Here is a 19,670-nt window from a genome sequence, read left to right on the forward strand (position 1 = left end):
TTTAATTTTAATTCAATACAAAACAACAAATTAAATATCTGACATAGGCCTTGCTAATTGAATTCCATCTTGTATACCAACAGGGATTCAACGATGGCTTTAATGACGGGAAAAACGCTGGCGGGCTGGCGTCAATACATCAGGCAAAATAGTGATGAAGTCTTCGCATTATTACAGGCGCATATTTCCTCGCTGGCAACGGACGATAACGCATGGTTGACGATCGCCAGCGAAGCCCAGCTGCGGGTGCAGCTGGATGTGCTTATTCCTCTCTATCGCAATAATCCTGACGCGCTGCCCTTATTTGGTATTCCTTTTGCGGTCAAAGATAACGTCGACGTGGCAGGCTGGCCGACTACCGCAGCCTGCCCGGCCTTTGCCTACGTGGCCGAGCAGGACGCCACGGCGGTGGCGCGGCTGAAAGCGGCCGGGGCCATTGCGATCGGCAAAACCAACCTTGACCAGTTTGCCACCGGGCTGGTGGGCACCCGCTCGCCGTATGGCGCGGTGGTGAACAGTTTCGACGCCCGCTACGTCAGCGGCGGCTCCAGCTCCGGTTCCGCCTCCGTGGTGGCACGCGGCCTGGTGCCGTTTGCTCTCGGCACCGACACCGCCGGTTCCGGGCGTGTACCTGCCGGGTTTAACAATATTGTCGGGCTGAAGCCGACCAAAGGCTGGCTGTCGGCGAAGGGCGTGGTACCGGCCTGCCGTCTGAACGATACGCTGTCGGTGTTTGCCCTGACGGTGGACGACGCGTTTGCCGTAGCCTCGCTGGCGGGGGGTTACGATCAGCAGGATGCCTATTCCCGCACCCATCCGGCCACCGCGCCCGCGGCGATGTCGGCCAATCCGGTGTTTGCCATTCCCGAAGTGCTGAATTTCTTTGGCGATACCGAGGCGCAAACGGCCTGGGAACGGGCGCTTGACGCTTTGCATGACAGCGGCGCAACGCTCAAACCGATCGACTTCAGCGCCTTTTCACAGCTGGCGGAACAGCTCTATCAGGGGCCGTGGGTGGCCGAGCGTACGGCGGCGGTGGGTGAAATGCTCCAGCACCCCGAACGGATGGACCCGACCGTCCATGCCATTATTGCCGCCGGGCTGAACTACAGCGCGGTTGATGCCTTTAAGGCCGAGTACCTGCGCGCCGAGCTGGCGCAAAAAATCCAGCGCGCGCTGGGCGAGGTCGACGCGCTGGTGGTCCCCACGTCGCCGACGATCCGCACCCTCGAAGAGATGAAGCAGGAGCCGATCCGCTTCAACTCGCAGTTTGGCACCTACACCAATTTCACCAACCTGGCGGATCTCAGCGCGCTGGCGCTGCCGGCGCCATTCCGCGCCGACGGCCTGCCCGCAGGTATTACGCTGATTGCTCCGGCATGGCACGACCGCGCGCTGGCAGACTTTGGCCTGCGCTGGCAGCAGCAGCTGGCGCTGCCGCTAGGGGCGACCGGGCGACCGCTGCCCCAGGAGGTTGGCACGCTGCCGCGCTCCGCTCAACACGTGCGCGTGGCGGTAGTGGGCGCGCACCTGCGCGACATGCCGCTCAACTTCCAGCTCACCACCCGCCGGGCGGCGTTTGTTGAAGCTACCCAGACCGCGCCGTGCTACCGCCTGTACGCGCTGGCCAATACTCAGCCGCCGAAACCCGGCATCGCCCGCGCGGCCAGCGGTGCGGCGATCGACGTGGAGCTGTGGGATATCCCGCTGGCGCGCTTTGGCGAATTTGTCGCGGAAATTCCGGCCCCGCTGGGCATCGGCTCGCTGGAGCTGAGCGACGGCCGCTGGGTGAAAGGCTTTATCTGTGAACCGGCGGCGCTCAACGACGCCACGGACATAACCGACTTTAAGGGCTGGCGCCACTGGATTGCCCGCAAGGAGAACGACCATGTTTAACACCGTCCTGATTGCTAACCGGGGGGAAATTGCCTGCCGCGCCATCCGCACCCTGAAACGCCTGGGGATCACCAGCGTGGCGGTTTACTCCGATGCCGATAAAAACGCCGAACACGTCAAGCAGGCCGATATCGCACTGGCGCTGGGCGGTGAGAAGGCCAGCGACAGCTACCTGAAAATCGACAGCATCATTCAGGCGGCGCGCGACAGCGGCGCGCAGGCGATCTGGCCGGGCTACGGTTTCCTCTCCGAAAGCCTGCCGTTTGCCGACGCCTGTGAAAAAGCGGGCATCGTCTTTATCGGCCCGACCGCGCAGCAGATCGGCGAGTTTGGCCTTAAGCACCGCGCCCGCGAGCTGGCGTCGCAGGCGGGGGTGCCGATGACGCCGGGCACCGGGCTGCTGAACTCGCTCGACGAGGCGCTGGCGGCCGCCGAGCGGGTGGGCTATCCGGTAATGCTTAAAAGCACCGCGGGCGGCGGCGGGATTGGCCTGACGCGCTGCGCCGACGCCGAGGCGCTGACGCAGGGCTGGGAGAGCGTGCGCCGCCTGGGCGAACAGTTCTTCAGCGACGCGGGCGTGTTTGTTGAACGCTGTATCGACTGCGCGCGCCATATCGAAGTGCAGATTTTTGGCGACGGTCACGGCAACGTGGTAGCGCTCGGCGAGCGCGACTGCTCGCTGCAGCGCCGTAACCAGAAGGTGGTGGAGGAGACGCCCGCGCCGAACCTGCCCGCCGCCACCCGCGCGGCGCTGCTGCATGCCGCCGTGCAGCTCGGCAAGCTGGTGAACTACCGCAGCGCCGGGACGGTTGAGTTTATTTATGATGCCGCGCAGGACGCGTTCTACTTCCTCGAGGTCAACACCCGCCTGCAGGTGGAGCATCCGGTGACCGAAAGCGTGACCGGGCTGGATCTGGTGGAGTGCATGCTGCGCGTGGCGGCAGGGGAAGCGATCGACTGGTCGCGGCTGGCGCAGGCACCGCAGGGGGCCGCCATCGAGGTGCGCATCTACGCGGAAAACCCGCTGAAAAACTTCCAGCCCAGCCCCGGCGTGCTGACGGAAGTGGTGTTCCCGGATGACGTGCGCATTGATACCGGCGTGACCACCGGCAGCGAAGTGTCGGCGTTTTATGACCCGATGATCGCCAAACTGATCGTCCACGCCGACACCCGCGAAGCCGCGCTGAGCAAACTGCATGTCGCGCTGAACGCCACGCGTCTGCACGGCATCGCCACCAACCTTGACTACCTGCGGCAGATCACCGCCAGCGAGGCCTTTGTCAGCGGCAGCGCGTGGACGCGGATGCTCGATAGCGTGGTGGTCCGCTCATCGGCGATCGAGGTGATCCAGCCCGGCACCTGGAGCAGCGTGCAGGATTATCCCGGCCGCCAGGGCTACTGGGATATCGGCGTGCCGCCTTCCGGGCCGATGGATGATTTTGCCTTCCGCCTGGCAAACCGTATCGTCGGCAACCATGAATCGGCGGCGGGGCTGGAGTTCACCCTGCAAGGGCCGGTGCTGCAATTTCACAGCGACGCGCTGATTGCCCTCACCGGGGCCGACTGCCAGGCGCAGCTTGACGGCGACGCGGTGGCGCTGTGGCAGCCGGTGGCGGTGAAGGCCGGGCAAACGCTGGCGCTGGGCCGCGCGCAGGCCGGGTGCCGCGGTTATCTGGCGGTGCGTAACGGTCTCGACGTGCCGGAATACCTTGGCAGCCGCTCTACCTTCGCGCTGGGGCAGTTTGGCGGCCACGCCGGGCGCACGCTCAGGGTGGCGGATCAGCTACCTATTTCGCGCCCCGAGCTGGCGGCCTGCACGACGCCCGCGCCGATAAGCGAAGCCCGGGCGCTATCGCCCGCACTGATTCCTACCTACGGTGAAGTCTGGCGTATCGGCGTGCTGTACGGGCCGCACGGCGCGCCGGACTTCTTCACCCAGGAGTCTATTGACGAATTCTTCGCCAGCGACTGGCAGGTGCACTACAACTCCAACCGCCTTGGCGTGCGGCTGGTGGGGCCAAAACCGAGCTGGACGCGGCCGAACGGCGGTGAGGCGGGGCTGCATCCGTCCAACGTCCACGACTGTGAATACGCGATTGGCGCGATTAACTTTACCGGCGACTTCCCGGTGATCCTCACCCGCGATGGCCCCAGCCTCGGCGGCTTTGTCTGCCCGGTGACCATCGCCAAAGCCGAGCTGTGGAAAGTCGGCCAGGTGAAACCGGGTGACCGCATTCGCTTCTACCCGATTAGCGTGGAGGACGCGGTGGCGCGTGAGAAGGCCATGGACCGCAGCATTGAAACGTTGCAGACCAGCGCGCCGCCGACGTTTGCCATGCCGTCGCTGGCCGACCGCGACGGCGTCTCTGCGGCCGGGCTGGTGTCGCTACCGGCGACCTTCACTACCCCCGCCATCGTCTACCGCCAGGCGGGCGATAACTACATTCTGATTGAGTACGGCGAAAACGTGCTGGATCTGGCGCTGCGCCTGCGGGTTCACGTGCTGATGGCGCATCTGCATACCCTGGCCCATCCGGGGATTAAAGAGCTGTCGCCCGGCGTGCGTTCGCTACAGGTGCGCTACGACAGCCGTGAAATCAGCCAGCAGGCGCTGGTGGCGCTGCTGCTGGAGCAGGAGGCGCGCATCGGCGACGTCAGCCAGATGAAGGTGCCGTCGCGTATTGTGCACTTGCCGATGGCGTTTGAAGACAGCGCCACGCTCGACGCCGTCAGCCGCTATGCCGACACCGTCCGCGCCAGCGCGCCGTGGCTGCCGAACAACGTCGACTTTATTCAGCGCATCAACGGTCTGCCGAGCCGTGAAGCGGTTAAAGAGACCCTTTTTGATGCCAGCTACCTGATTCTGGGGCTGGGCGACGTCTACCTCGGCGCGCCGTGCGCGGTGCCGATTGACCCGCGCCATCGTCTGCTGAGCTCCAAGTACAGCCCGGCGCGTACCTTCACCGCCGAAGGCACGGTGGGGATCGGCGGCATGTACATGTGCATCTACGGTATGGACTCCCCCGGCGGCTACCAGCTGGTGGGGCGCACGCTGCCCATCTGGAACAAGTTCCTCAAAAATGATCAGTTCAGCGCGGGCGAGCCCTGGCTGCTGCGCTTCTTCGATCAGGTGCGCTTCTATCCGGTCAGCGAAAGCGAGCTGGACCGTCTGCGCGAGGACTTCCGCGAAGGCCGCGCCACGATTCGCATTGAAGAGACGCAGTTCGACTTCCCGGCGCATCTGCGCTTCCTCGACGAGCATGCCGACGACATTGCGCGCTTCCGTCAGCACCAGTCCACGGCGTTTGACGCCGAGGTGGAGCGCTGGCAGCGCGATGAACAGCAGAGCGCGGCCGATCTCCCGCCCCCGGTTGCCGAGGCGGCCGTTGACGACGATGCGCTGGCGGTCACCGCCGACATGAACGGCAACATCTGGAAGGTGCTGGTGAACCCGGGCGATATGGTGGAAGCGGGGCAGACCTTAATCATCGTCGAGGCCATGAAGATGGAGCTGGCGATTCACGCGCCGCAGGCGGGGGTGGTGAAACGCATCGGCTGCCAGCCTGGCCGTCCGGTGAGCCCCGGCGACGCGCTGCTGTGGCTGGAAGAGGGGAGTGCCCTATGACGGAAACCCACGGTAAAAAGCGCCAGGCCGGGCTGGCGGAGCGCATCTATCTGGCGCTGAAAAACGACATTTTTGATTTCCGCCTGATGCCCGGCGAGCACTTCAGCGAAAACGAAATTTCCGAACGGATGGCGGCCAGCCGGACCCCGGTGCGTCAGGCGCTGTTCTGGCTGGAGCACGAAGGCTATGTGCAGGTTTACTCGCGCAGCGGCTGGCAGGTGAAACCGTTCGACTTCACCTATTTCGAGGCGCTGTACGACTTTCGCATCGTGCTGGAAATGGAGGCCGTAAAGCGCCTGTGCGCTATGCCCGCCGAGGCCCGCCACGAGCATCTGGCACCGCTGCTGGCCTTCTGGTGCGACGCGCCGCGCATGGCGCCGGGTAAGGCGCTGTCGCGACAGGACGAAGCCTTCCACACCGCGCTGGTGCGGGCCACCGGCAACAGCGAGATGGCCCGTGTCCACGTGGATCTGACCGAGAAAATGCGCATCATCCGCCACCTCGATTTTACCCGCGAGGATCGGGTGGAGGCGACCTACAGCGAACACGCGCAGGTACTGCTGGCGATTTCGCAACAACGGACGGAAGAGGCGCAGCGGATCCTCACTGCGCATATCTCCCAGAGTAAAGCCGAGGTCCGAAAAATAACCTTACACCGGCTGCAGCAGGCACGTTTACAACCCGTTTCACCGTAGTGGCGGGCAACATTTATCACTCAATATCATTTAGGGGTTTTGGTCATGAAAAGACGTTCTTTACTGAAAGCATTTGCCCTGTCAGCCACCTTTTTGAGCATCGGCTTCTCGTTACAGGCCTACGCAGCAGACACCATCAAAGTGGGGATTATGCACTCCCTGTCGGGCACCATGGCCATTTCAGAAACGCCGCTGAAAGACGTGGCGCTGATGACCATCGATGAAATCAACGCTAAGGGAGGGGTGCTGGGGAAAAAGCTGGAGCCTGTGGTGGTGGATCCGGCCTCCAACTGGCCGCTGTTCGCCGAAAAGGCGCGCCAGCTGCTGACTCAGGACAAGGCTGCGGTAGTATTCGGCTGCTGGACCTCGGTATCGCGTAAATCGGTGCTGCCGGTGTTTGAAGAGCTGAACGGCCTGCTGTTCTACCCGGTCCAGTATGAAGGCGAAGAGATGTCGCCGAACGTGTTCTATACCGGTGCCGCGCCAAACCAGCAGGCGATCCCGGCGGTGGAATATATGATGAGCGAAGACGGCGGCGGCGCGAAGCGCTTCTTCCTGCTCGGTACCGACTACGTTTACCCGCGCACCACCAACAAGATCCTCCGCGCTTTCCTGCATTCCAAAGGCGTTCAGGATAAGGACATCGAAGAGGTTTACACCCCGTTTGGCTATAGCGACTACCAGACCATCGTCGCCAATATCAAGAAATTCTCCGCGGGCGGTAAAACGGCGGTGATTTCGACCATCAACGGCGACTCCAACGTGCCGTTCTACAAAGAGCTGGCGAACCAGGGCATTAAGGCGACCGACGTGCCGGTGGTGGCCTTCTCGGTCGGGGAAGAGGAGCTGCGCGGTATTGATACCAAGCCGCTGGTGGGCCATCTGGCGGCGTGGAACTACTTCGAGTCCGTCAGTAACCCGGTGAATACGAAGTTTGTCGCCGACTATCGCGCCTACGCCAAAGCGCACAAGCTGCCGAACGCCGATAGCGTGGTGACCAACGATCCAATGGAAGCGACCTACGTCGGCATTCATATGTGGGCGCAGGCGGTTGAGAAAGCGGGCACCACCGACGTGGATAAAGTGCGCGCCGCGATGGCGGGGCAGAGCTTCAACGCGCCGAGCGGCTTTACCCTGACCATGGATGCCACTAACCATCACCTGCACAAACCGGTAATGATTGGCGAAATTGAAGAGAACGGTCAGTTTAACGTGGTGTGGAATACCGATAAGCCGGTGCGCGCTCAGCCGTGGAGTCCGTATATTCCGGGGAATGATAAAAAGCCGGATACGCCGGTGAAAACGGGTGGGAAGTAAGGTTCGTTAGCGGGGAGCGCTGGGGCGTTATTTCATAGGGGAAGTGCATTTGGGTTTATCACTCTGTTGCGCTCCCTTTCCGCTCCAGCCATATAAATTGCACGGGCGCAGGGAGCACGCAGGGGGCGGCCGCCCCCCTTGGCCCGTTCACCGGTGACGGAACGCCATATTCCACTCGACGTAAAGTGAACGGAACCCTTCACCTTACTGACAAATATCCGGTTTTTCGTCCTAACCCGAGCTAACGGCACTGCTTTTCCATCAGAACAGCACCGAATAGTTCAACCCAAACGTCCGTCCACGGCCTTTATAGTCATACAGTGACGCCGGGCCATAGCCAGGGCTGTAGTACATCGGCGCGCGCTGCCCCCACACGGTGGTGTAGTCGCGGTCGAACAGGTTTTCAACGCTGAAGCTTAGCTTGCCCACCGGCAGCGCATAGCTGCCGAGCAGGTCAAAGGTGGTGTAGCCGTCGATCTGGTTGCCGGCATCGTCGCTTAGCTTAAACGAGGTGGTGCTCTGTACGCGCAGGCTCCACGGCTCCGGCGCCCAGCCAATGTAGGCGGTGGCCTTCGACGGGCTGGCGACCTTCACGTCATATTTCTCCCACTTGCCGTCCACCTTTGACTCGGTTTTCAGCACGTTGAAGTTCCCTCCGGCGCTCCAGTCGGTATCCGGAATAAAGTAATCCACCGCGCCTTCGACGCCGTAAATGCGGCGCTTGTCGTCCACCACGCTGATGGTCAGATCGTCATTCACCGTCACGTTCTTGTCGGACAGCGAGTAATAAGCGGCAATCTGTGTGCGCAGGTTGTCGCCGGTGTAGCGCCAGCCAAGCTCATAGGAGTTGACCTTAATTCCTTCCAGCTTGCTGCCGTCCACGCTGACGCTGTTGGTCAGCGCGCGATAGCCGTTGACCGCCGTTGCATAGTCACCGCGACCGTAGTATTTCCCTGGGTCCGGCAGCTCCACGCCCTGCGAGAAGTTAAACCACGTCTGCTGGCGCTCGGTGAGGTGCATCAGTAGCCCGGCGTTAAACAGGAAGTTATCGTAGTCGGTAGAGCCGCCCGGAATGGCGTCCGCAGATTTCACCGTCCCGGCGGCGATCTGCTGCTGCACCGCATAGCCAATAAAATCATCGACTTTGTTCTCGGTATACTGATAGCGCACGCCGCCGCTCAGGGTGAAGATGTCGTTGATGTCGTAGCTGGATTGCAGGAACGCCGCCAGGTTGCTGATGTCGTAACCCGGGTAGCGACCGGTGGTATAAATTTGCTGGTTATTCATCCCGCCGGAAGCGCTGGCTTTAGGCAGGTCGAAGAACATCTGGTTAGAGGTAAAGCGCTCGTGATCGGCGTCGAGGCCGTAGGTCAACTGCCAGCCGTCCAGCGGGGTGCTGTTCAGCGTTAATTTAGCGCCGTACTGATTTGTGTCCTGCTGCGAGGAGGATAAAGCGGTGACTTGCTGCTGCTTGTTCACGGTCGGGAACGGGTAAAACAGCAGCGACTCATCGCGATAGTACACCTGGCCGACCAGCTCCTGACCGAGGAAATCGCTGTTGGAATATTGCAGGCTGATCAGATGGCGCTCGGTGCCCGGAATACGGTCCGAGTTCAGGCCGCTGCTGACGTACGGCTTGCTGGTGCCGGAAATGGCCGAGAAATCTTTCCCCAGATTCAGCCCGTAGTCATCGTCGCCCTGGCTCTTATAGTATTGCGTCACCAGCTGTAGCTGCTGGGTTTCATCGATATTCAGCGTACCGGTCCCCATCACATCGAGGCGGTCGGAGTACTGCAGCCCGGTCTGGGTGTTGTCGAGCAGGGTGGCATCGCCGTTGCCGTCATACCAGCCGCCGAACTTCTGATAGGCCACCGACAGACGCCCGGCGATATGCTCGTTGCCGCCGGAGACGGCGCTGGCAATACGCTCATCGTGATCTTTGCTGCTGTTAAAGCCGCTTTTGGTTCCCGCCTCAAACTCTACCTGGGTTTCCGGCTGGCCTTTTTTGGTCACGATATTGATAAGACCGCCGGTACTGCCGCCGCCGTACAGCGAGGTGGCGCCGGAGATCACTTCAATGTGTTCAATGTTAAACGGATCGATGGAATCGAGCTGGCGGGAGTCGGTGCGCGATGAGTTCAGGCGCACGCCGTCAATCAACACCACTAGCGGGCGGCCGCGTACGTTCATGCCGTAGTTGGTGCGGCTCTGGCTGCTGACGTCGAGGCCGGGGATCAGCTGGGCCAGCGCGTCTTTTAACTCTTTACCGCCCTGAATCTGCTGCTCCAGTTCGGCGTTTTCGATAACCCAGGTGGTCTGCGCCATTTCCGCGACGGTGCGGTTGCTGCGGTTGGCGGAGATCACCATGTTTTCATCATCGGTGGTTTGCGCCACGGCGGGAGCCATCATGGCGAGAAGCAGGGGGTTAAGCGCCCAGAGGGTATGCTTTTTAGTAATCATCATCATTCCTATGCACGGGCTGACAACGGCCAGCCCAAAAAATGCGTTAAGTGAGTTAAAAAGCAGCGCGAGGCCGCGAATGCGAATTGTGAGGATAATGTTTCTTATTATCAATAATTGTTTCTGGTTTTGTTAAAGTATTTTTGAATTGGATGGGGAGGGGTAAACCGCGGTTATGACACTGCACGGCGTAGCCATAAGTTAGCTATCTGGCAGGAAAAGATAGCCATCTCCTTTTGCTGTGACAGATTGCGCTAATAACGTGCGCGAATGTGCCGTTTCGGTGCGCGTGATGGCAATACCGTTACCTGATTTATCTTTAAGCCTTTTATAAACAGACTGTTAAATATTTGGCATATGCCTTGCTAAATGAATTCCATCTTGTATACCAACAGGAATTCAACGATGACATTTAGCATCAGCAGATCGCGGGCGGCGCGATGGCCGGCTCTGGCCTTTCTCCTTCTCTGTGCCGCCCTGCTCAGCTTACCGGCGGCTGCGGGCCCTGCCGCGGACTACGGCCAGGCCAGCCGCAGCGAGCAGGCGGCGTTGCTCCAGCACTGGGCTGCGGCCCCGCAGGCGGAGCGGCTGCCGCTGCTGGAGGCGCTGCGCCATGAATCGGTGGTTAGCGATGCCGACAGACGTTTATTCGACGAGCGCAGCGGCAAGCTCGTTCCGCTGGAAGGCGATGCCGCCCCGGCGGGGAACACCAAAAAAGTATTTATGAACAACCGCATTCGCGGGCTGGTGGCCAGCGCGCTGGCGTCGCATCAGCTGGTGAGTGAGGACGATAACGTGCGCCTCAACGCGGCGCTGACGCTGCAAAACAGCGCCCGGCAGGATCAGCTACCGATGCTGACTCAGCGTCTGGCCGCCGAACAGGATGATCGCGTCCATACCGCGCTGGCGATTGCCGTCGCTAACCTCCAGCTTTCCGACAGCCGCGCCGAACAACGGCTCCAGGCGGTAAAGCTGCTCGGCGAGGCCAGCGATCCGCAGGTGCAGGCCAGTCTGAATCGCCTGACGCAGCCGCAAAATGAACCGGACGCCGCGGTGCGTGCGGCGGCGGCGGAGAGCCTCAAGCAGGTGCAGCAGCGCCTGAAATTGGGCGACTGGTTAGGGCAGGCGTTTAGCGGTATTTCTCTGGGTTCTATCCTGCTGTTAGCCGCGCTGGGGCTGGCGATCACCTACGGCCTGCTGGGGGTGATCAACATGGCCCACGGTGAAATGCTGATGCTGGGTGCCTATTCCACCTGGCTGGTGCAAGACGCTTTCCAGCGCCTGGCGCCGGAGTGGCTGGCGCTCTACCCGCTGGTGGCGCTGCCGGTGGCGTTCTTTATCACCGCCGCGGTGGGAATGGCGCTGGAACGGACCATCATTCGTCACCTTTACGGGCGGCCGCTGGAGACGCTGCTGGCCACCTGGGGCATCAGCCTGATGCTCATCCAGCTGGTGCGCGTGCTGTTTGGCACCCAGAACCTGGAAGTGGCAAACCCGGCCTGGCTGTCGGGTGGCTGGAACGTGCTGCCAAACCTGGTGCTGCCGTATAACCGCATCGCGGTGATCCTGTTTGTCGCAGGCGTGCTGGCGCTCACCTGGCTGCTGCTCAACAAAACCCGTCTTGGCATGAACGTACGTGCGGTAACGCAAAACCGCCGTATGGCCGACTGCTGCGGCGTGCCGACCGGGCGCGTCGATATGCTGGCCTTTGGCCTCGGCTCCGGCATCGCCGGGCTGGGCGGCGTAGCGCTGTCGCAGCTGGGGAACGTCGGCCCGGAGCTGGGGCAGGGGTACATCATCGACTCCTTCCTGGTGGTGGTCACCGGCGGCGTGGGGCAGCTGGCGGGCACCGTGGCGGCCGCGCTGGGGCTTGGCGTACTCAACAAGCTGCTGGAGCCGCAGATTGGCGCGGTGCTGGGCAAAATTGCCATTCTGGTCTTGATCGTGCTGTTTATTCAGAAACGGCCGCAAGGATTGTTCGCATTCAAAGGGCGGGTAATTGACTGATGAGCCAACCTATTACGTTAACCCTTGCGCGTCGCGCGCCACGATTAACCGGCCTGGTGGCGGCGCTGGTGCTGGCGGCGCTACTGATACTGCCGTTCTTCGCGCTGCTGCCCGCGACGCATCCGCTGGCTATCTCAACCTATACGCTGACGCTGATTGGCAAGATCCTCTGCTACGCGGTGGTGGCGGTGGCGCTCGATCTGGTGTGGGGCTACGCCGGGCTGCTGTCTTTGGGCCACGGTCTGTTCTTTGCGCTGGGCGGCTATGCGATGGGGATGTACCTGATGCGCCAGGCGTCGGGCGACGGGCTGCCGGCCTTTATGTCGTTCCTGTCGTGGAGCGAGCTGCCGTGGTTCTGGGCGGGCACCCAGCATTTCGCGTGGGCGCTGTGCCTGATTATTCTCGTGCCGGGCCTGCTGGCGCTGGTGTTTGGCTACTTTGCCTTCCGCTCGCGCATTAAGGACGTCTACTTCTCGATCATGACTCAGGCGCTGACCTACGCCGGGATGCTGCTGTTTTTCCGCAATGAAACCGGCTTTGGCGGCAACAACGGCTTTACCGGCTTTACCACGCTGCTTGGCTTCCCGGTCTCCGCCACCGGCACGCGTATCGCGCTGTTTGTCGCCACCGTGCTGCTGCTGGCCGGTTCGCTGGCGATTGGCCTGATGTTGACCCGCAGCAAGTTTGGCCGCGTGCTGACCGCCGTACGCGACGCGGAAAACCGCCTGATGTTCTGCGGCTACGACCCCAAAGGCTTCAAGCTGTTTGTCTGGACGCTCTCGGCGGTGCTGTGCGGGCTAGCGGGGGCGCTGTACGTGCCGCAGGTAGGCATTATCAACCCCAGCGAAATGTCGCCGACCAACTCCATCGAAGCCGCCATCTGGGTGGCGCTCGGCGGGCGCGGCACGCTGATTGGCCCGATCCTCGGCGCGGGCATCGTTAACGGCGCTAAAAGCTACTTCACCGTCGCCTTCCCGGACTTCTGGCTCTTTTTCCTCGGCCTGATGTTTATCCTCGTCACGCTGTTTCTGCCGCGCGGTGTGATTGGCCTGCTTAAACGGAGGAAGCATGACTGATTCACTGTTTACCCAAACGCTGCCGCAGGACCGCTATCGCCACACCACCGATCCGGTGCTGGAGCTGAATAACATCAACGTCACCTTCGACGCGTTTCGCGCGCTGACCAATCTGTCGCTGAAGATTGGCGTTGGGGAACTGCGCTGCGTGATTGGCCCCAACGGCGCGGGCAAAACCACGCTGATGGACGTCATCACCGGCAAAACGCGGCCCGACAGCGGCACGGTGACCTACGACCAGAATATCGACCTGATGGGGATGTCATCGGTGGAGATTGCCCGGGCGGGGATTGGGCGTAAATTCCAGAAGCCGACGGTGTTTGAAGCGCTGAGCGTCAGCGAAAACCTCGAAATCGCCCTGAAGATGGATAAGTCGGTGTGGACCTGCCTGCGGGCCAGACTCACCGGCGTCCAGCGGGATCGCATTGACGAGGTGCTGGAACTGCTGCGGCTTACCGCACATCGCTATCGCCCGTCCGGGCTCCTTTCTCATGGGCAAAAGCAGTTTTTAGAGATCGGCATGCTGCTGGTACAGGAGCCGCACCTGCTGCTGCTGGACGAACCCGCCGCCGGGCTGACCGACGCGGAAACCGACTACATCGCCGAGCTGTTCCGCACCCTTGCGGGCAAACATTCGCTGATGGTGGTGGAGCACGACATGGGGTTTGTGGAGACCATTGCCGACCATGTCACCGTCCTGCATCAGGGGCAGGTGCTGGCAGAAGGATCGCTGCGCGAGGTGCAGGCCAACGAACAGGTTATCGACGTTTATCTGGGGCGCTAATATGTTACAGGTTAATGATTTAAATCAGTATTACGGTGGTAGCCACATTCTGCGCGGCCTCTCTTTTGACACCACTCCGGGGGAAATCACCTGCCTGCTGGGACGTAACGGAGTGGGTAAAACCACGCTGCTGAAATGCCTGATGGGGCTGATTCCGGCGAAGTCCGGCACCATCCACTGGCAGGGCAAGCTGATTAACGCCAGCAAACCGCACCAGCGCGTGCAGCAGGGCATTGCCTACGTCCCGCAGGGGCGGGAAATTTTTCCGCGCCTGACGGTGGAGGAAAATTTACTGATGGGGCTATCGCGCTTCTCCGGTAGCCAGGCAAAACGCGTACCGGAAGAGATCTACCAGCTGTTCCCGGTGCTGCGTGATATGAAGCAACGACGCGGCGGCGATCTCTCCGGCGGCCAGCAGCAGCAGCTGGCGATCGGCCGGGCGCTGGCCTGTAAACCGCAGCTGCTGATCCTCGATGAACCGACCGAAGGGATCCAACCCTCGGTGATCAAAGAGATCGGCGCGGTGATCCGCAGCCTGGCCAATCGCGGCGACATGGCGATCCTATTGGTGGAGCAGTTTTACGATTTTGCCGCCGAGCTGGCGGATCATTATCTGGTGATGTCGCGCGGCACGATTGTGCAACGCGGGCGCGGGGAGGAGATGGAGGCGCAGGGGGTCAGGCAATTAGTGGCAATATAAAAAAAGGGCCCGCCGCGAGCGGGCCTTTTTTTATCTGAAAAATACTTTCTGAATTATCACCTAACTTGTTTATTCATATTCAGAACTATCTGAAGGAGCATTTTCTTCAATTATTGAAATTATTTGTTGTTAAATCCCCTCATCATTACAGAAATCTTCAAAGACTACCCCCTTTGGTGGTATTAAATCATTTTGCATTGACGTAGCAACCGATGTGTCATCGTCGTAAAAAAAGAACGAACCCGCTGATAGCTTTGCTTAATGAAATATTAAACAAGATCAAATTTGCAAAGTAATGCTTAATAACCTTAAGTGATTTGGAGTAACTTATTGATATTCATGGGTTAATTTCTTAAATAATATGTTAATAAAATGTCATTGGATTTAATGATGACGGCGTTTTATCTTTAAAAAAAAGAAAGTTTCCTTAATGGAGGTCAATAACGACCATCTTTAGGATTTTTACTACAAAGAGTGAGGATTAATCCCAATTGAAAAAGTATGGTTATTTTATTTAAAATTTGTTCATCAATTGTAAGGAATATGGGGTGATGAGTGAGCGAGGATATTAATTAGAATCAATTAGAGAATGGAGCGCCCTATTGAGTTCAATACTGATTTTAAGTGATGATTTTATTTTTAGCGAGGCGATAACGCTTCTCGTAACTGAAGTGAAAACTGACGTTGCTTCGTTGATAAACAAAAACTCGGTGACCAGTACTTTTCATGCGAACTATCAGGAAAATATTAATCACGTGTTGGCCGTTAACAACTGTAGCGCGCTGATTGTAGATATTCATGACGATCTCAGTGCGCAGACGATTAGCATTCTCAGCAGAATAAAAAGAGAGTATCCGAAGATTCGTGTGATGGTTATCGTAAATGAATTCTTTGACTATCAGAACCCTTTTACCAGAGTATTAATGTCATTATGCGACATTCTGGTTAATCGCCATGAAAGCATTTCAGGGATAAAGCGTAACCTGGTACAGTTGGGCGCATTAATGCAGCGCCGTTCAACGTTAATGTTGAATCGTTTTTCACGCTCAAAGCGTTTAATGATCAACTGCTCAGAATCTATGTTTTCAGGGCTGTCGAAACGAGAGCTGGAAGTGATTAACCATCTGGCGCAGGGAAAAACCCCGGCGGAAATTGCCGAAGAATTATATATAAGTACAAAAACGGTTTACACCCATCGACAGAGAATTTATGCCAAGTTGGGTGTGAAAAATATTATTGAGCTACATAAAATAATGCGTATCTCCTCAATAATATAAGCCCCTGGTTATGAATTAACATCATCAACAGCACCTCCATCAGCGGCATAAAAAAGCCGGGGAGGTTTTTATTTAGAAGGATACTTCCATGAAACACATCGCGTCTTTAGCATTTTTATTATGTAGCGCCAGTGCCTTTGCGAGCGATGGCACCATTACTTTTACCGGTAATATTACCGATACCTCCTGCACGATTTCCACGTCTGACGTCACCGTGGATTTCGGTACCATTGCCGCCAGCTCTTTTGCGGCAAAAGGGGATTCGGTTGGTGGACGTTCCTTCCAACTGACCCTGACCAACTGCCCTTATGAAAGCGCTACCGTTCGCTTTGACGGTAATGCCGACCCGGAAGGCAAACTGTTCCTGATCGATAGCGGTACGGGTAAAGCGAGCGATGTCGGGATTGCGCTCTATGATGCGAATAACCAGCTGGTGCTGCCCAATACGCCGTCCAGTGCTTATGTGCTGTCAAAGACTGCGGCAAATACGCTGAATTTCTCGGCCAAACTGCAATCTACCGCGGCCACCGTGACCAGCGGGGATATTTCTGCAACCTCTAACTTTACCATTGTTTATCCATAATTTATTGCGGGCTGGTGCTGAGCCAGCTCTTTTACTCCGGTTAATCTGCTCTGGAGAATAATAATTGAAATTATTAACTTCGCTACTGCTGATTATCTGCGGTATGCACCCGGTATGGGCGGGTATTACATTAAGCGCGACGCGTGTCATTTATAACGAGTCGGAAAAAGAAGCGACAATAACGATTAGCACCTCAGGAGAAAACCGACCTTATCTTGTTCAGTCATGGCTGGAGAATAGCGATCGCGGTACGTCGCCGATACCTTTCGTTATTACACCACCGCTTTTTAAATTAATGCCAGATACGACCTGGAAAATCCGCATGACAAAAATTCGCGAGGGGCTGGCGAGCGATCGTGAATCGTTATTCTGGCTTAACGTGAAAGCGATACCCGCGTCGGATAATCGTGAGCATAACCGCATGCTCATTGCCACCAAGAGCGTGCTGAAATTGATCTGGCGTCCGGCGTCGCTGAATGCAATGGCGGCGAGCTACTCGGTGAAGCAGGTTAGCGCTCAGGGCGATGGAAAAAATATCACGCTGCGCAATCCTACTCCCTACTTTATCAATATCGGTTCGCTGCGGGTGAATGGGCTTCCTGTGAATTCGCCGGGCTATATTGCGCCTTTTGCCACCCATGCCATTCCACACGGTCAGCGGCAGGGGCAGCTTGAGATTCAGGCAATCAACGATTATGGCGGGTTAACACCAGCGGTCACGCTGAATTTCTGAGCATCAGCAGAATACGGACATTGAAGATGAGAGTAAAAAAGCTGGCGCTTTTGCTGACCTGGGGCTGTACGCCCCTGGTTGCGTATGCCGATCTCTATTTTGATACCAACGCCTTAGATCTGTCTGATGAGCAAAAGCAGCAGCTCAATCTTCAGTCATTCAGCGATGCCACGACCGCATCACCGGGTACCTTAAACGTTGATGTGCTGGTAAACGGCATTTCAACGGGGCAGAGTAACATCGCCTTCGACGCCTGCGGGAAGACGCTTTGCGCGGTCTATTCACCAACGCTGCTCGCTGAGCTTGGCGTGCGTACCGAGCAATTCCCATCGCTGGCGGCGCTGGGGGCTGACCAGACGCTGACCGATATTGATAAGTATATTCCGCAGGCAACGAGCCTCTTTGACCCGGCACGGCAGCAGCTGTTGCTCTCGGTACCTCAGGCGGCACTAAAACCGCAGATCCGCGGCGATGTCTCACCGACCCGCTGGGACGACGGGCTGCCGATGCTGTTTACCAGCTACAACCTGAACGGCATGGAGTCGCGCTATGACGAAGGTAAAGAGAGCTCGCAATATCTCAACCTGCGCAGCGGCGCCAATCTGGGGCCGTGGCGGCTGCGCAACTACAGCTATTACAGCCACGATAACCATGACGGCGATCGCTGGCAGAGCATGCAAACCTGGCTTGAGCGCGATATTCACGCGCTGCGCTCCCGCCTGAAAATCGGCGAAAGCGCGACGACGGCGCTGGTGTTCGACAGCTTTAACTTTAGCGGGCTGATGCTGGCTTCCGACGACGGTATGCTGCCGCAGAGCCAGCAGGGCTTTGCGCCAATTATCCGCGGTATCGCCATGAGCCACGCGCAGGTTGAGGTGCGCCAGAAGGGCAACATTATCTATCAGTCCTGGGTTCCGCCGGGGGCGTTTGAGATAACCGATCTCTACCCTACCTCATCAAGCGGTGACCTTGAGGTCATTATTCGTGAAGAAGACGGCAGCGTGCGCTCGTTTGTGCAGCCGTTTTCTTCCGCTCCAGCGATGGTGCGCGAAGGGCAACTGAAATACGCCTTCAGCAGCGGCAAATACCGCAGCGATAACGCCGATGCGACGCAGCAAAAATTTGCCCAGGGTGAGGTGGTTTACGGCCTGCTGAACGCCACCACGCTGTACGGCGGCATGATGGGCGCGGAACACTACGCGGCGGCGGCGATAGGCGTCGGCCAGGGGCTGGGCGAGCTGGGGGCGGTGTCGCTCGACTTTACCCATGCTCAAAGCCGCTTCTCTGACCGGGATGCAGCGCAGGGTAACTCCGTGCAGTTCCGCTACAGCAAAAATATCACCGCTACCGATACCACCATGACGCTGGCGGGCTATCGCTACTCGACCTCGGGTTATTACAGCTTTGAAGAGGCCAGCGAAGCCTGGCGCGCCAACGATTCGCGTCAGTACGGCCAGCCGAAGCAGCGTATGCAGGTGATTCTTAACCAGAGCCTTGGCGAGTGGGGCGGGCTGACTTTCTCCGCGTATCAGCAAAACTACTGGCAGGGCAACGGCGGTAAAACGCGTTCAATGACGCTCGGTTACAACGTGAACATCGCCGGGGTGGGCGTGTCGCTGAGCTACAGCGATAACCAGACCCAGGGGCGCGACGGCAACGACAGAATTGCCTCACTGAACCTCTCCTTGCCGTTGAGCCGCTGGCTGAGCCCGAATAACACGGCGCTGGTGAGCTACAGCCAGACGCATTCGCAAAACGGGCGTAGCCAGAGTCAGGCCACGCTGTCGGGGACCGCGTTACGCGACCACAACCTCAACTACGCTCTGTCGCAAAGCTACAGCCGTGATGACCAGTCAGGGCATAGCAACGGCAGCGCCGCCAGCCTTCGCTACACCGGCAGTAAAGGCGTGGCGTCAGCGGGCTATTCCACGGAATACGGTGAAAACCGGCGCTTTAACTACGGCCTACAGGGTTCCGTCGTGCTGCATCCTTACGGCGTGACGTTAGGCCAGGAGCTGCCGGAAGGCGGCGCCAGCGCGCTGGTGCATGCGCCGGGCGGCGGCAACCTCAAAGTGGAAAATACCACCGGCGTTGCCACCGACAGCGCGGGCAACGCCATTGTGCCGTGGCTGACCGTCTATCAGGAGAACATCATTCCGATTGACGCGCAAAGCGCTGATGACGACGTAGAGATTGGCAATACCCAGCAGCGCGTGGTGCCGAGCCGCGGCGCGCTGGTGCTGGCGGAGTTTAAACCGCAGCGTGGCAACCGTCTTTACGCCCGGCTGCGCTGGCAGGGGAAAAACGTGCCTTACGGTGCGGTGGTCAACGCCGGGGACGGCCATAGCGGTATCGTCAATGAACACGGCGAGGTCTATCTGAGCGGGCTGAACGATCGGGCGGTGCTCAGCGTCGCCTGGGGCAGCGGTCAGCGTTGTCTGGCTTCTGTCGATTTAAGCACCGTCAAAAAGGTTAACGGCATCGCCCTGATGGATGTTGAGTGCCGGGCGAATTAAG

At 58.8% G+C, this 19,670-nt stretch carries 13 protein-coding genes; 12 read left to right on the plus strand and 1 reads right to left on the minus strand.

Annotated features, from left to right (window positions below; genetic code table 11):
* Positions 1-93: 93 nt before the first annotated feature.
* The 4 genes from atzF to urtA are packed head-to-tail and all read left to right on the plus strand — an operon-like array spanning position 94 to position 7,533.
* Positions 94-1,896, plus strand: coding sequence for an allophanate hydrolase (atzF, locus tag ACK5JN_RS09850; RefSeq protein ID WP_416870006.1), 1,803 nt, complete (start codon positions 94-96; stop codon positions 1,894-1,896).
* Positions 1,889-5,521, plus strand: a complete 3,633-nt coding sequence (gene uca / locus ACK5JN_RS09855) for an urea carboxylase (protein ID WP_416870007.1) — start codon at positions 1,889-1,891, stop codon at positions 5,519-5,521. The genes atzF and uca overlap by 8 nt, the downstream gene beginning before the upstream one ends.
* Entirely contained in the window at positions 5,518-6,216 is a 699-nt protein-coding gene (locus tag ACK5JN_RS09860; protein WP_416870008.1) for a GntR family transcriptional regulator, read from the plus strand. Before uca ends, ACK5JN_RS09860 begins: the two co-directional genes overlap by 4 nt.
* Before the next feature lie 45 nt (positions 6,217-6,261).
* Complete coding sequence (urtA, locus tag ACK5JN_RS09865) at positions 6,262-7,533, plus strand: urea ABC transporter substrate-binding protein (protein ID WP_416870009.1); 1,272 nt, start codon at positions 6,262-6,264, stop codon at positions 7,531-7,533.
* 261 nt (positions 7,534-7,794) lie between these two features.
* On the opposite strand, the gene iutA is transcribed toward urtA, so the two are convergent.
* Positions 7,795-9,996, minus strand: coding sequence for a ferric aerobactin receptor IutA (iutA, locus tag ACK5JN_RS09870; RefSeq protein ID WP_416870092.1), 2,202 nt, complete (start codon positions 9,994-9,996; stop codon positions 7,795-7,797).
* Positions 9,997-10,398: 402 nt separating this feature from the next.
* Between iutA and urtB the strand changes: the two genes are divergently transcribed.
* The 8 genes from urtB (at position 10,399) to ACK5JN_RS09910 (ending at position 19,669) form a co-directional block, all read left to right on the plus strand.
* On the plus strand, positions 10,399-12,000 hold the full coding sequence (gene urtB, locus ACK5JN_RS09875) for an urea ABC transporter permease subunit UrtB (protein WP_416870010.1): 1,602 nt from the start codon (positions 10,399-10,401) through the stop codon (positions 11,998-12,000).
* Positions 12,000-13,076, plus strand: coding sequence for an urea ABC transporter permease subunit UrtC (urtC, locus tag ACK5JN_RS09880; protein WP_416870011.1), 1,077 nt, complete (start codon positions 12,000-12,002; stop codon positions 13,074-13,076). The genes urtB and urtC overlap by 1 nt, the downstream gene beginning before the upstream one ends.
* A complete protein-coding gene (gene urtD / locus ACK5JN_RS09885; protein ID WP_416870012.1) occupies positions 13,069-13,860 on the plus strand; it encodes an urea ABC transporter ATP-binding protein UrtD in 792 nt (263 codons plus the stop codon). The genes urtC and urtD overlap by 8 nt, the downstream gene beginning before the upstream one ends.
* A 1-nt stretch (position 13,861) precedes the next feature.
* Entirely contained in the window at positions 13,862-14,560 is a 699-nt protein-coding gene (gene urtE, locus ACK5JN_RS09890) for an urea ABC transporter ATP-binding subunit UrtE (protein ID WP_416870013.1), read from the plus strand.
* Positions 14,561-15,162: 602 nt separating this feature from the next.
* Positions 15,163-15,837: a response regulator transcription factor gene (locus ACK5JN_RS09895; RefSeq protein ID WP_416870014.1), complete on the plus strand. Its 675-nt coding sequence runs from the start codon at positions 15,163-15,165 to the stop codon at positions 15,835-15,837.
* An 88-nt stretch (positions 15,838-15,925) separates the two neighbouring features.
* Entirely contained in the window at positions 15,926-16,420 is a 495-nt protein-coding gene (locus ACK5JN_RS09900; RefSeq protein WP_416870015.1) for a fimbrial protein, read from the plus strand.
* A 103-nt stretch (positions 16,421-16,523) separates the two neighbouring features.
* Positions 16,524-17,153 (plus strand): molecular chaperone, encoded by a 630-nt coding sequence (locus ACK5JN_RS09905; RefSeq protein WP_416870093.1) that lies wholly within the window; start codon positions 16,524-16,526, stop codon positions 17,151-17,153.
* A gap of 26 nt (positions 17,154-17,179) precedes the next feature.
* Positions 17,180-19,669 (plus strand): fimbria/pilus outer membrane usher protein, encoded by a 2,490-nt coding sequence (locus tag ACK5JN_RS09910; protein WP_416870016.1) that lies wholly within the window; start codon positions 17,180-17,182, stop codon positions 19,667-19,669.
* Position 19,670: the final 1 nt, after the last annotated feature.

The sequence above is a fragment of the Kluyvera sp. genome, from assembly GCF_047971185.1.
Lineage (GTDB): Bacteria > Pseudomonadota > Gammaproteobacteria > Enterobacterales > Enterobacteriaceae > Kluyvera.

What these genes read in the sequence shown, in the direction of transcription:
- urtB (WP_416870010.1), top strand. Translation starts at nt 10,399, where the DNA reads ATGACATTTAGCATCAGCAGATCGCGGGCGGCGCGATGGCCGGCTCTG.
- urtD (WP_416870012.1), top strand. Translation starts at nt 13,069, where the DNA reads ATGACTGATTCACTGTTTACCCAAACGCTGCCGCAGGACCGCTATCGC.
- atzF (WP_416870006.1), top strand. Translation starts at nt 94, where the DNA reads ATGGCTTTAATGACGGGAAAAACGCTGGCGGGCTGGCGTCAATACATC.
- urtE (WP_416870013.1), top strand. Translation starts at nt 13,862, where the DNA reads ATGTTACAGGTTAATGATTTAAATCAGTATTACGGTGGTAGCCACATT.
- ACK5JN_RS09910 (WP_416870016.1), top strand. Translation starts at nt 17,180, where the DNA reads ATGAGAGTAAAAAAGCTGGCGCTTTTGCTGACCTGGGGCTGTACGCCC.
- urtC (WP_416870011.1), top strand. Translation starts at nt 12,000, where the DNA reads ATGAGCCAACCTATTACGTTAACCCTTGCGCGTCGCGCGCCACGATTA.
- uca (WP_416870007.1), top strand. Translation starts at nt 1,889, where the DNA reads ATGTTTAACACCGTCCTGATTGCTAACCGGGGGGAAATTGCCTGCCGC.
- iutA (WP_416870092.1), bottom strand. Translation starts at nt 9,996, where the DNA reads ATGATGATTACTAAAAAGCATACCCTCTGGGCGCTTAACCCCCTGCTT.
- ACK5JN_RS09905 (WP_416870093.1), top strand. Translation starts at nt 16,524, where the DNA reads ATGCACCCGGTATGGGCGGGTATTACATTAAGCGCGACGCGTGTCATT.
- ACK5JN_RS09900 (WP_416870015.1), top strand. Translation starts at nt 15,926, where the DNA reads ATGAAACACATCGCGTCTTTAGCATTTTTATTATGTAGCGCCAGTGCC.
- urtA (WP_416870009.1), top strand. Translation starts at nt 6,262, where the DNA reads ATGAAAAGACGTTCTTTACTGAAAGCATTTGCCCTGTCAGCCACCTTT.
- ACK5JN_RS09860 (WP_416870008.1), top strand. Translation starts at nt 5,518, where the DNA reads ATGACGGAAACCCACGGTAAAAAGCGCCAGGCCGGGCTGGCGGAGCGC.